At 27.6% G+C, this 13,206-nt stretch carries 15 protein-coding genes; 10 read left to right on the top strand and 5 right to left on the bottom strand.

The window, feature by feature from the left end:
- Positions 1-144: 144 nt before the first annotated feature.
- The gene (blaI, locus tag KA900_RS11020; protein WP_001284653.1) at positions 145-525 is read right to left on the bottom strand and encodes a penicillinase repressor BlaI; all 381 of its coding nucleotides are present in this window, start codon (positions 523-525) and stop codon (positions 145-147) included.
- Positions 515-2,272, bottom strand: coding sequence for a beta-lactam sensor/signal transducer BlaR1 (gene blaR1 / locus KA900_RS11015; protein WP_148850311.1), 1,758 nt, complete (start codon positions 2,270-2,272; stop codon positions 515-517). Before blaR1 ends, blaI begins: the two co-directional genes overlap by 11 nt.
- Positions 2,273-2,378: 106 nt before the next feature.
- Between blaR1 and blaZ the strand changes: the two genes are divergently transcribed.
- The 4 genes from blaZ to KA900_RS10995 all read left to right on the top strand — a co-directional run bounded on the left by blaZ (position 2,379) and on the right by KA900_RS10995 (position 6,201).
- Positions 2,379-3,224: a penicillin-hydrolyzing class A beta-lactamase BlaZ gene (gene blaZ / locus KA900_RS11010; RefSeq protein ID WP_210124566.1), complete on the top strand. Its 846-nt coding sequence runs from the start codon at positions 2,379-2,381 to the stop codon at positions 3,222-3,224.
- Positions 3,225-3,589: 365 nt separating this feature from the next.
- Positions 3,590-4,216: a recombinase family protein gene (locus KA900_RS11005; RefSeq protein WP_210139629.1), complete on the top strand. Its 627-nt coding sequence runs from the start codon at positions 3,590-3,592 to the stop codon at positions 4,214-4,216.
- A 67-nt stretch (positions 4,217-4,283) separates the two neighbouring features.
- The gene (locus KA900_RS11000) at positions 4,284-4,931 is read left to right on the top strand and encodes a hypothetical protein (protein WP_210139628.1); all 648 of its coding nucleotides are present in this window, start codon (positions 4,284-4,286) and stop codon (positions 4,929-4,931) included.
- Positions 4,918-6,201, top strand: a complete 1,284-nt coding sequence (locus tag KA900_RS10995) for a TcaA NTF2-like domain-containing protein (RefSeq protein ID WP_210139627.1) — start codon at positions 4,918-4,920, stop codon at positions 6,199-6,201. The genes KA900_RS11000 and KA900_RS10995 overlap by 14 nt, the downstream gene beginning before the upstream one ends.
- 6 nt (positions 6,202-6,207) lie before the next feature.
- Here KA900_RS10995 and KA900_RS10990 read toward each other — a convergent pair whose 3' ends face one another.
- Complete coding sequence (locus tag KA900_RS10990) at positions 6,208-7,002, bottom strand: DUF5677 domain-containing protein (RefSeq protein ID WP_210139626.1); 795 nt, start codon at positions 7,000-7,002, stop codon at positions 6,208-6,210.
- 15 nt (positions 7,003-7,017) lie between these two features.
- Entirely contained in the window at positions 7,018-7,431 is a 414-nt protein-coding gene (locus tag KA900_RS10985) for a YolD-like family protein (protein WP_210139625.1), read from the bottom strand.
- Positions 7,432-7,876: 445 nt separating this feature from the next.
- On the opposite strand from KA900_RS10985, the gene KA900_RS10980 reads away from it, so the two are divergent.
- The 6 genes from KA900_RS10980 (at position 7,877) to KA900_RS10955 (ending at position 12,364) form a co-directional block, all read left to right on the top strand.
- On the top strand, positions 7,877-8,575 hold the full coding sequence (locus tag KA900_RS10980; RefSeq protein ID WP_210139624.1) for a hypothetical protein: 699 nt from the start codon (positions 7,877-7,879) through the stop codon (positions 8,573-8,575).
- A gap of 421 nt (positions 8,576-8,996) precedes the next feature.
- Positions 8,997-9,371: a hypothetical protein gene (locus KA900_RS10975; protein WP_210139623.1), complete on the top strand. Its 375-nt coding sequence runs from the start codon at positions 8,997-8,999 to the stop codon at positions 9,369-9,371.
- A gap of 417 nt (positions 9,372-9,788) precedes the next feature.
- Positions 9,789-10,307, top strand: a complete 519-nt coding sequence (locus tag KA900_RS10970) for a hypothetical protein (protein ID WP_210139622.1) — start codon at positions 9,789-9,791, stop codon at positions 10,305-10,307.
- 800 nt (positions 10,308-11,107) lie between these two features.
- Complete coding sequence (locus KA900_RS10965) at positions 11,108-11,332, top strand: DUF4314 domain-containing protein (protein WP_124216701.1); 225 nt, start codon at positions 11,108-11,110, stop codon at positions 11,330-11,332.
- A 414-nt stretch (positions 11,333-11,746) separates the two neighbouring features.
- Positions 11,747-11,998 (top strand): hypothetical protein, encoded by a 252-nt coding sequence (locus KA900_RS10960; protein WP_112380549.1) that lies wholly within the window; start codon positions 11,747-11,749, stop codon positions 11,996-11,998.
- A gap of 66 nt (positions 11,999-12,064) precedes the next feature.
- A complete protein-coding gene (locus KA900_RS10955; RefSeq protein WP_031770304.1) occupies positions 12,065-12,364 on the top strand; it encodes a hypothetical protein in 300 nt (99 codons plus the stop codon).
- Positions 12,365-12,470: 106 nt separating this feature from the next.
- Here the strand turns inward: KA900_RS10955 and KA900_RS10950 are convergent.
- A partial coding sequence (locus KA900_RS10950) for a hypothetical protein (RefSeq protein ID WP_210139621.1) occupies positions 12,471-13,206 on the bottom strand: 736 nt, incomplete at its 5' end.

Genomic DNA, 13,206 nt, shown 5'->3' with positions numbered 1-13,206 from the left:
GACATAAAAGAAGAGTGTACAGAAAATGGTTATTTTCTGTACACTCTCATCTTTAATAATATATTTTAAATGTCATTAACAAAACTAATTTAATAAGAGTCAAGCATAGTTTACATATGTATTATGTTTGAAACATACCTCTAATTACTTTTTACTAATATCATTTAAAATGTCTCGCAATTCTTCAATTTCTTTGTTATTTAATTCTTCATTTTTCGCAAAATTCAGCACTAAACTTTTCATATCCCCTCCATACAGTTTATTAAGAAAGGTTTTAGCAGTTTTCATTTTAATATCGTCTTCTTTAATATTTGATGAGTAAAAATAAATATTCTCTGATTTGTATCGTTTTATAATCTCTTTTTTATATAGTCTTGTGATTAATGTTCTAATCGTTTTATCGCTAACTTCTTTATATTTTTGAATTTCAACTACAATTTCATTAGCTGATACTGATTTTTTATCCCATATTATATTCATAACATCCCATTCAGCCATAGATATTTCAACTTGCTTATTGGCCATTTAAAACACCCATTTCTTTTAATATTTTTTCACTTATTAATTCAGCATTTTTCCCAGACGGCTTTCCATCTGATAAATGTGTAGCAAAATAATACTTATCATGATTTGTAATTACGTAACCTACAAACCACCCATTATTATACTTCCCGTTTACTATACCTGTACCTGTTTTCCCATACAGTTCATACTTTTCATTTTTCTTAATCAATAATGAAGAAGATAATTGATTCTTTGCTTTTTTACTAAAATGGTTATTTTGTTCCATCATATTTTTAAAAACTATTACTTGTTCAAGATTAGATATTTTCAAACTATCTTCCATCCAATAGCTTTTATAACTTCCCAAATTTTCATTACCATAATTTAATTGCTTGAGTTGAGCCGCAGTATAGTTCTTTGGTATTTGATTACTAATACGTTCGAAGTACCAATTAACTGAATTTTGCATTGCTGTATTTAAATCTTGTTCCTTATTCCAAGACTCGAAAGGATAATGTTTATGATTCCATGACATACGTGAATTTTTATCACTTATGATATGACGGTCAAGTCCAAACATCGCTAAATAAATTTTATAAGTTGAATCAGGAGAATATCTTTTTCTACTTTCTTTTTCATTATAAATATAGTATTTGTCTTTCTTCATGCTGTACATGACGAAAGATCCACTATTTGAACCAAAATTTTTACTTTCATCTAAAATTTGGTGATCGTTCTGTAAGGGCTTTTTATAATTATAATCAGTTATGGATTGCCCCATCAAAAACTGGCTTTGAATTACCATGAGCAAAAAAGTAAAAATACAAATAAAAATTAGAATTAATTTGGACTGTTTTTTCAGATTGGCTTCTTTTATATTAATTAATCTTCTTTTGAGTAATGACTTTTTACCATTAAATGAATGGCTTAATATATTTTTATTAAAAAATGGAATATTTAATACGGAGTCCATAATAGATTCCGCATAAGTTTTAAATTCATTTTTGTTAATATTATTAAGGACAAATCTATCGGCTTCTACTTCATTGTCATGAATTATCTTTCTTTTTACAATATGTACTAATGGATTGTAACTCATAATAATAGAGAAGATATTAAAGATAATTAAATGTAAAGTATCTCTATTTTTAGCATGAGCATATTCATGCAATATTATATATTTTAGTCTTTTGTCAATTACACTTTTAAAATATGAACTAGGAATCAAAATAATATATTTCCCATACCAAAAAGTTATTGGAGATTGAATAGTCTCTGCTTTTCGAATCACAATATTTTTTTTATATTGATGGTTGAAAAGTATCGTATCTATTTTATTTTTTTCATTTTCGTTTAGATAAAGTGACTGTTTCTTTAAATATTTAAGATATAATAAGGATTTCAAAAATTTAAAACTTAAAATAATAACTAAAACTATCCAAATAACTGTGCAGATATTATCAATTGAATCCCAATTAAACTTATGGATATCAGTTGTGAACTCTTGAACAGGTTTGGTGGTATTTATGTTATGGTTCAAGTCGTGTGACTTACTTTCAACTGTGGGCGCTTGATTATTCACATTATTAAATTTTATAAAAGAGAATTTAATTGGGATAAAAGGAATTAATCCAGCAAGCACAGTTAGATACCAAACTTTATAATTTAAACTATAATTAAAATAGCGTTTTAATATGTACCTAAAAAATACTAACAATAGAAATATAAAACAAAAGCTTACTACGCTCATTATTAGTAATTTAGCCATTTTGACACCTTCTTTCAAATATTTATAATAAACTATTGACACCAATATTACAACTGTAATATTATTAGTTTATAAAAATTACAACTGTAATATCGGAGGGTTTATTTTGAAAAAGTTAATATTTTTAATTGCAATTGCTTTAGTTTTAAGTGCATGTAATTCAAATAGTTCACATGCCAATGAGTTAAATGATTTAGAGAAAAAATATAATGCTCATATTGGTGTTTATGCTTTAGATACTAAAAGTGGTAAGGAAGTAAAATTTAATTCAGATAAGAGATTTGCCTATGCTTCGACTTCAAAAGCGATAAATAGTGCTATTTTGTTAGAACAAGTACCTTATAATAAGTTAAATAAAAAAGTACATATTAACAAAGATGATATAGTTGCTTATTCTCCTATTTTAGAAAAATATGTAGGAAAAGATATCACTTTAAAAGAACTTATTGAGGCTTCAATGACATATAGTGATAATACAGCAAACAATAAAATTATAAAAGAAATCGGTGGACTCAAAAAAGTTAAACAACGTCTAAAAGAACTAGGAGATAAAGTAACAAATCCAGTTAGATATGAGATAGAATTAAATTACTATTCACCAAAGAGCAAAAGAGATACTTCAACACCTGCTGCTTTCGGTAAGACTTTAAATAAACTTATCGCAAATGGAAAATTAAGCAAAGAAAACAAAAAATTCTTACTTGATTTAATGTTAAATAATAAAAGCGGAGATACTTTAATTAAAGACGGTGTTTCAAAAGACTATAAGGTTGCTGATAAAAGTGGTCAAGCAATAACATATGCTTCTAGAAATGATGTTGCTTTTGTTTATCCTAAGGGCCAATCTGAACCTATTGTTTTAGTCATTTTTACGAATAAAGACAATAAAAGTGATAAGCCAAATGATAAGTTGATAAGTGAAACCGCCAAGAGTGTAATGAAGGAATTTTAATATTCTAAATGCATAACAAATACTGATATCATCTTATAGTTTGTATTATATTTTGTAATATCGTTGACATGTATAATTTTGATATCAAAAACTGATTTTCCCTCTATTATTTTCGAGATTTATTTTCTTAATTCTCTTTAACAAACTAGACATCTTGTATATACAAAAAATCATAAATAATAGATGAATAGTTTAATTATAGGTATTCATCAATCGAAAAAGCAACGTATCTTATTTAAAGTGCGTTGCTTTTTTCTCATTTATAAGGTTAAATAATTCTAATATATCAAGCAAAGTGACAGAAGTTGTTTTTTTAAGGTTTTAAATGTATGATTAGGGTGTAACAAAAAGGAGTTGTGAAAAATTTGAAAATTGGTTATGCCCGAGTATCTACAAAAGATCAAAATTTAGAAAGACAAATAGAAATTTTAAAAAGATATGGTGCTACAAAAATCTTTGAAGAAAAACAATCTGGAAAGAACATTAAAGATAGAAAAGTATTTCAAGAAGTTATGGATTTTGTAAGAGAAGAAGATACATTAATTGTTGATGCATTAGATAGATTTGGACGTAACTATAATGAAGTAATTAAAACTGTAGATTTTCTTAGAGAAAAAAATGTTAAATTAATTATTACAAGTCTACCAATGATGAATGAGATTGTAGGAAATGAATTATTTGATAAGTTCTTAAAAAATTTAATCATTCAATTGTTAGCAATGATTTCAGAGCAAGAAAGAAATGATAGTAAGCGTAGACAAGCAGATGGTATAGCAGTAGCAAAGGCAAAAGGTATTTATAAAGGCCGCCCTAAGCTATATAGTCCAAACGCTAAAGACCCACAAAAGCAAGCAGTTTATTTTAGAGTGATAGGCTTTATAGATGAGGGTATGGCTATTAGTAGAATAGCAAAGAAAGTAGGACTATCAAGACAGACTATATATAGGATAAAAAATGATTATCAAAGTGGATTATATAAAGACTATGAATAACAATTATTAATTACACAAATGTAAATTACATATGTGTAATTTACATTTGTGTAAAGGAGGAGTTATTATGAATAGAAGTGATAGAGAAAGATATGAGGAAGAAAAAAGACAGCAACAATATTATGATGAAGAACGAAAAAGACAAGCGTATTATGAAGAAGAAGAACGAAGAAGATCATATTATAATGATAGAGATTATAGACGTGAACAACAATTATATGAAGAAAATAGAAAAAATAAACGTAGTAAAAAAGGGTTGTCATTCTTAGTAGTTATCTTATTGATTGTTGCATTAGTGTTTGCTTTTAAATCATGTAGTAATAGTAATCAAGAACAAGAAAATGTATCGGATAATCAGACACAGCAGCAACAACCAAACAATGAACAATATGTTCAACAAAAAGATGATGAAATTCAAAGTAAAATTGAAGATACAAAATCTAGTATAGAAAATTCAAATGAAGATACACAAGCAACTTTACAAAGTCTAAAAGATGAAGTAAGCAGTTTGAAACAAAATGCAAATGATGAAAAAACAGAGAAAGTAGCGAATGATTATCAAGATACTGTAAATCAACTTGATGAAGCAAATACGGCCAAGCAAAACGGTGATAATAGTAAAGTGCAAGAAGAATTAGATAAAGTGAATAATAAGCTAGATGAAATTAAAAATAAATTTTCAGAATGGTTCGGTAAAGATAATGAAGAACAATGATGAAAATAATTCTGAGAGTAAAAAATATATACTGGCTACTTTCATATTTATAATTTTATTAGTGATAGGGTTATTGATTTATATACTTCTTAATCAAACAAATGCACATGGTCAAATAGTAAATTTTAAACAAGCAGCTAAGGATAAAGATTATAATAAAATTTCAGAATATCTATCAAGTGGGCAACGTGATTTATCTAAAGTTGAAGCTAAAGCGTTTATTAATTATATTAATAAGCCCCAAAACTCAAAAAGATTTGAAAAAGAAATCAACGAAATAGAGAAAAACGTGAAAGATAATAATAAATATGATATTGATTTAGGCGCTATTACTGATAGTAATGGGGAAACAATAATTAATGTTAAAAAAGATGGAAAGAAGTTTTTCTTCATAGAAAAATTAAAGTTTACACCTAATTATACTAATGTATATGTAAAAGAGAATGACAATACAGGAGTATATAATTATAACACTGATGAGGAACACCAAATTGTAGCAGACAAAGACAGGCTCACAAGTATTGGAAAATTTTTTACAGGAAAATATAGTATTAATGCTAAAAAGAAAATAGAAGATACTTTATTGACTGGTGAAAGCAAAGGAAAGTTAGAATTTAATACGGAAGTGACTGATAAAAATAACAAAGTAGTTGCTATACAAAATTTTGATCAGTCTAGTTTTAAAATAAACTTAAAAAATAGTGGAGCATTAGATAAGAATAGCAAGAAAATTGTGGTTGATGGTAAAGAACAAGATTATGTAGACAATAAAGTTTATGGTAACTATTTTAATAATCAAGAAATTAAAGTACATGTAGTGGGTACAATTGATGGTAATGAATTTGTTACTAACGATAGAAAGGTAAATATAAATAAATATCAAAGTCCACAAGAAATAGATTTATCGTTTAATCAAGATTCTATTGATAAATTTGAACAAGAAAACAAAGAAATAAAAAATAAAGGCAAAAAATTCATGATTGATTATACTAAAGATTTGAATCAAGCATACAAGAAATCTGACTATAAATATATTTCAGATTATATAGAAGAAAATACTTCTGTAGCAAAACATATGAAAAAGATGGTGGAATCAAAAGCTAAAAACAAATATAGTAGTCCTCAAATTGATAAAGTCAGTAAAGATAAGGACAAATTGCAAATTATCTTAACTAAAGAAGTTAACAATAATAAAATTCAATCTAAGTATTCTATAAAGTACAACAAGGATACTAAGGACTTTAAAATAATTGAATATAGTGATATATAAAAGAGGTTAATTAACCTCTTTTTTTTCAATCATTTCATGAATTCTAACTACAATATAGTTTGTTATTAAAATAGATAAGTAAAAATAACTAGGATTTTTAAATGGTTTATTAGTTTGTATTGACTTAAGAATTTCATCTCTTAAATTTGCCGAACCATGTATATCATCTGAAAAATTCTTATAGCAAATGTGATAAAAAACTGGGTAATTTAAATAATCACAAAGTTCTTTGAAGCTGTGAAGTATTCTTGCTTTTCCATCACCATTATCCATTATTTTATAGTCATCAGTATAGGCATACCATTTGTGGTCTTTTATCTTTTTAACTTCTTGAAAATTGAGGCTATATTCTTTTTTAGCTTGTTCTAATTTCTTTTCGGAAAATTTATCTTGAAATATAGATTCGTAATCCGAATTAATTAAAGTAGATCTAAGAATTTTAGAATTTCCGTTGTTTTCTTTATAAACATATTCATGGAATTTTTGTAAATCATATTCACTACGGTCTAAATATCTTTTTGCACGAATATTAACTGTTTGTTCGGCTTCCTTGTTTATATATGTTAAATAAATAAATTTTTCAAACAAAAGTCTTGTTAATGAAGGCAAAGTGGTATATTGATTAGACTTGTAAAGTGTATAATAATCAGAATACAAATCATCAATCTCTTTAAGTAAATTATAATTAGCTAACTGGGTATCTTTAATATTAACTATTTCCAGTTCATATATGCTTGAAAAATAATTTTGAAGTATAAATTTAAAATCGTAATCGCTATAATTAAGTTTCGGATTCTCCAAATACATCGCTTCCTCTCATTCTACATTACAAACAATATTAAAATCTATTTTAAATTCTTTTTGCATCTCGCTTATTAAAAAAATTATTTCATTAATTGTATCTATTTTCTTAATAATTCCTGAAACATCTTTAATATATCCATTATCCCAGTAACTAATTGTACAAAAATAATTGTTTGCTATCTTTTCATTAATTATATCATTAATATACTCTAATTGTTCTTGTGATAGTAATGGCATATCAATTTTATTTTGGTCATCTATATATTGATCTAAAATTTCATATTGTTGTGGCATAGTTTTGAATGGCTGCCATTTTACTATACCTCGTCCTTGTGGTATTCGCGGATTAAGATATTCTCTAGGAATTTTACGATAATCTGTTTCATAACAATATGGCTCTGGTATATTTGGAGTAATTATTTTCATGAAATCACCTCAAAATCAATTATAGAACATACGTTCTACTTTATCAATAATATATCTATAAACAAAGCGCTGTGAGAAGCCCTCATTTGCATCGAAAATCATAAGGAGTGAGTGAATGTGCATAACGCACACACATTCACTCACATTTAAAACTGAATTCAAAAATGGAGGGAAAGTGAGGATTCACTTTCCCTTTATTTCCATTTTTTTAGAATTTATTTTTTTGTGTTGATACGCTCACACGCACAATCAGAGATTGTGCTTTTAACAAGCCTACTCAATCTTACAAGGGGCAAAAAACTTTTTATTTGTGGCCATACGGCCAGTCTAAAAACTTTTATTGCTTGAACCCTTGTAAGATCATCGTAACGGCTTGTTGCAGTGGCTTCACAACACAGCAAAAATAAATAATTTCTAAAAGAAAAAATTTCAGGAGGTCATTAAAATGACAGTAGAAAATAATGTAGTTTTATATGTATTTTCAGATGAGTATAAAGAAGCTAAAGGTATATATGAAGATATGGAAATAAGCGATTTCTTTAATTACTATATTGAAAGTGTTATTGAATCAGTAGAAAAACATTATACGATATATGAAAGAATCGAATATCATTATGAAAATATTGGGTTGCTAATGGAATTTTACAAAAAACACCGTATAGAAAGTGATTTAGAAATAGATAGATTTTTAGAAATCTATAATGAGATTGCACCAGATAAATTATTTTATGAAAGAATTGAAGTAGATGAAGATAATCAACAAGTAGTAACAGATTTCATTTTTGAATATGGTATAGCTAAATATAAAAAGCATAAAGATGAAGATTTACTACCTAAAGTAGAAGTGATTTGGGATAGACCAAATAAAGACAGTTTGATACTAAATGAATATCAAAAAGACGTTGAAAAAATCGTAGAATATATACTAATACAAGAAATTGATAGAGTATATAAGGATTATTGTGCAGAACAACTACTATTTGAAAAGGATTATTACCTAAAAGATTTAATGACATGTGCGAATAAGATAAATGATTTTAGATATGAACAATTAGAAGCGTTGACTGATTTACAAAAAATTTATAATGAAGAATTTGAATTTACAGAAAATGAGATAATAGTAAATCTAAGTAGTATAGGTTAAAAATAATCATATAAATGCCCTCGAAAATTCGGGGGCTTTGCTTTTGGCATAAGTCGGCCAAAAACAAAGCCGAAACCATAAGGAGTGAATGTGATGTGCATAACGCACACATATCACATTCACATTTAAAATTAAATTCAAAAATGGAGGGAAAGTGAGGTTTCACTTTCCCTTTATTTCATTTTTTAGAATTTATTTTTTTGTGTTGATACGCTCACACGCACAATCAAAGATTGTGCTTTTAACAAGCCTACTTGATCTTGCAAGGGGCAAAAAACTTTTTATTTGTGGCCATACGGCCAGTCTAAAAACTTTTATTGCTTGAACCCTTGCAACCTCAACGTAACGGCTTGTTGCAGTGGCTTCACAACACAGCAAAAATAAATAATTTCTAAAAGAAAAAATTTCAGGAGTGGTTAATATGTTAAACGTAAAAAGAATTAATAAAAATGAAAGTTATTTGGCAATATGTGAAAATATTAAACTTTATTGTATGGCAGAATACGGCCATGATTATGATGAAAATGAAGAAATATTTGATAAAGATTTAATATGTCCCATAGCCTTTACAAATTTAGGCGAAGATGACCAATTTGATATTCAAGTATCCTTAGATTTAAAGAATAATAGATTAATCAAAACTTTAAGTTGTAGTGAAGATTATTATACTGAATGTGTCGATTATAATAATTGGGAAGATATTGTAGAAATGACTGAATGTATAGATTTTGAGGATATGATTTCAGTGAAAATAGATGTTGATGAATTTTGGGAAGAAATTTCTAAAAATCAATAAATATTAATAAAGCCCTCGAAAAAATCGGGGGCTTTGCTTTTGGCATAAGTCGACCAAAAACAAAGCCAAACCAAAAGGAGTGAATGTGGTGTGCATAACGCACACACACCACATTCACATTAAAAATGAAATTCAAAATGGAGGGAAAGTGAGGTTTCACTTTCCCTTTATTTCCATTTTTTAGAATTTATTTTTTTGTGTTGATACGCTCACACGCACAATCAAAGATTGTGCTTTTAACAAGCCTACTCAATCTTACAAGGGGCAAAAAACTTTTTATTTGTGGCCATGCGGCCAGTCTAAAAACTTTTATTGCTTGAACCCTTGTAAGATCATCGTAACGGCTTGTTGCAGTGGCTCTACAACACAGCAAAAATAAATAATTTCTAAAAGAAAAAATTTCAGGAGGTTTTACTTATGAATAATTTACTTATAAGCTATTTTGATAATCAATTGGTCGAAGAAACATCTATTTCAGTTAACGAAAAGATATATTTTATTTACGATTTGAATGGAAACTTCTCTTTAACAGATGAACTAAAAAATAATTTAGAAGAATGGATTGGAACATATATCATCAAATCTGATAATTTTCCATATTATACAGCTATTGAAAATACTGGCAATGATTATTTCACTGATTCATATTTAGATTTTCGAGGTGCAGCTAACTGGATTAATGAAGCTAGAGAGATTGAACAAATGCTTGATGATTCAGTTAAAGAGAAAGACTATAAAGATTTGTTGATGGAAATGAAAAAATTAGATTATAAAGAAACACTAAAAGCAGTATTTTCTTTTGAAACAGGTATAGAAGATGAAAACTACTTAGAGAGTATGGCCGAATATTTTATTGAAAGTGATTATATTCATAATTTTCTTGACGAAGAACTATATAATAAGCAGTTAGAATATTACCATTCATATGAATATTAAAAAATTAGCCCTCGAAAAAATCGGGGGCTTTGCTTTTGGCATAAGTCGGCCAAAAACAAAGCCAAACCAAAAGGAGTGAGTGTGGTGTGCATAGCGCACACACACCACACTCACATTAAAAATGAAATTCAAAAATGGAGGGAAAGTGAGGATTCACTTTCCCTTTATTTCCATTTTTTTAGAATTTATTTTTTTGTGTTGATACGCTCACACGCACAATCAGAGATTGTGCTTTTAACAAGCCTACGTGATTTTGCAAGGGGCAAAAAACTTTTTATTTGTGGCCATACGGCCAGTCTAAAAACTTTTATTGCTTGAACCCTTGCAACCTCAACGTAACGGCTTGTTGCAGTGGCTTCACAACACAGCAAAAATAAATAATTTCTAAAAGAAAAATTTTCAGGAGGGGTTAAGATGATTTGTTTAGTAATACTCATAATAACAATTGGTTTTTATGTCATGAGTTTTCAAATATACCAATGTACTAAATCTTTCAAAAAATAATATCAATCTTGAAAGGGGGTGATATTAGTGAAAAGAAAACAGAGAAAGGAAGAAGAACAAAAAAATAAGACTGTAAAAGCTAATTTGGTATTACTGTACCTTAACATAGCTTATACAATCTTACAGATACTTGGGAAAGTATTTTAGTTCTTCAAGTAGGGGTTCGCACCCCCTACTCTCTTTCTTCTATTATAACATAGGAGGTTTAAAATGAAAAATTACAACAAGCTCATATTTATTTTATTATTATTCCTTACATGTTTGAATGTATTAAATTTTATATTGGAGGTCTTATAATGAATAAAGATAAACAAATTCAAAGATTAAAAGAACATTATGTTGATGGATTGAGAGTTGAGTTAATTAGTATTAATGATGATTTTTGTAATTTGAAAAAAGGTGATAAAGGTACAATCACTGGTGTTGATGATATTGGTCAAATCCATGTAAATTGGGATAACGGCAGTATTCTAGCTTTAGTATATGGCGAAGATAGATTCATAGCTTCATCGCCAGAATAATATTAAATCCCTCGAAAAATCGGGGGCTTTGTTTTTGCCATAAGTCGGCCAAAAATAAAGCCGAAACCAAAAGGAGTGAATGTGATGTGCATAACGCACACACATCACATTCACATTTAAAAAATAAATTCAGAAATGGAGGGAAAGTGAAGTTTCACTTTCCCTTTATTGCCATTTTTTAGAATTTATTTTTTTGTGTTGATACGCTCACACGCACAATCAAAGATTGTGCTTTTAACAAGCCTACGTGATCTTGCAAGGGGCAAAAAACTTTTTATTTGTGGCCATACGGCCAGTCTAAAAACTTTTATTGCTTGAACCCTTGCAACCTCAACGTGACGGCTTGTTGCAGTGGCTTCACAACACAGCAAAAATAAATAATTTCTAAAAGAAAAATTTCAGGAGGTCATAAAAATGAAAAATGAATTATATACACTAATAACAAGAACTGACGAGGAAATACCACAATTCAATTTTATTGGAACATATGATGATAAAGAAAAGTTGTACGCGGTAATTGATGATGATTTTAGATATTATGGTTCCGAGCTTGATACGCACTATGAAGTATTACATGATGGTCAAACAGAATTTTTAATTATTGAAAATGATTTAAATGATGCTCATACCATAAAACTTAATAATACAATCTATGATGAAGATTGAATGTGATATGTATTTAGCACACGCATCATTCACATTTAAAACTAAATTTAAGATGGAGGGGTTAAGATGAATAAACACTCATATTCATATAATCATTTATTACAATTACTAGACACTAAATATAAAGATTTTAAATTCAAAATGGTTAATAGTAAAATATATCAAATTGATGGAAAATATGAAAAAGGTGTTCGACAACTTATATTAAAATCAAGCGACTATAAAAAGTGGAGTGGAAAGTATTTAATAACACTTGATAAAACTTATTTATGTATAGATAATTCTACAAATGATTGCTGGTGTGAAGAATTTAGAAATTACAATAAAGCGATTGGTTGGTTAAACGAGGAATTCAATGTTTCATAAATTTAAAATTAAGAAGCCCTTATACAGTATGTTTGTATATGGGCTTATTTTACACATGTGTAATTTATATTTGTGTAACTTACACATGTGTTACTATTCAACTGCTTTATTCATCAAGTGCTTTCAATATTTTAACCTTTTTAAGTAGATTATTTTTGTAATCTTCGATTTCTTCTAAATATATATCTTTATGAGCTAATGACATAAAGTTTAATATTTTTTTGGGGATATATTTATAAATATTAATCTGTTTATTGTAATCTTCTTCAATTTCTTTGAGTATTGAATAATATTTATTCAATATTTCAATATGCTCTATATATTCATAAGCATTTTTATTAAATGTGTAAGGGTTAATATCTTCAAATAGTACGCCCATGTAAGTAAATGTTTTAGCGTTTATTTTTAAAAATTCCCCATCATCAGACAACTTAAAGGCCTTGCTAGTTTTTAAGAATGATTGTAATTTTTCTAATATTAATATTAAATCTTCATATATTCTGTGTTTTTCTGGATTATATTCATACACATAGACTTTTTTGCTTGTTACATAGTTAATACCTAATACTTTTGCTAATATGATGCGATGTGTACCGTCATTTATACCAATATAAACTGGTTTTTCACCTGTTTTTACATATTTATTAAAGCTATATAAAGATAATCCACTCTTTCCATCTTCATAAAGTTCCTTTAATTCGTTAAAGTTCATTTTAGTTAAATTTTTTAATAAGTCATATAGTCTTATACTCGATAAATTGGCTTCTTTATTTTGAGGCAGACCATAGACTCCCCAAAATAATAAATTATACCAACTATGACCATTGTTTCCTGATCTAGCT

It is taken from the genome of Staphylococcus sp. GDY8P120P (assembly GCF_017892065.1).
Lineage (GTDB): Bacteria > Bacillota > Bacilli > Staphylococcales > Staphylococcaceae > Staphylococcus > Staphylococcus nepalensis.
This window is presented reverse-complemented; position numbering and strand designations above follow the sequence as displayed.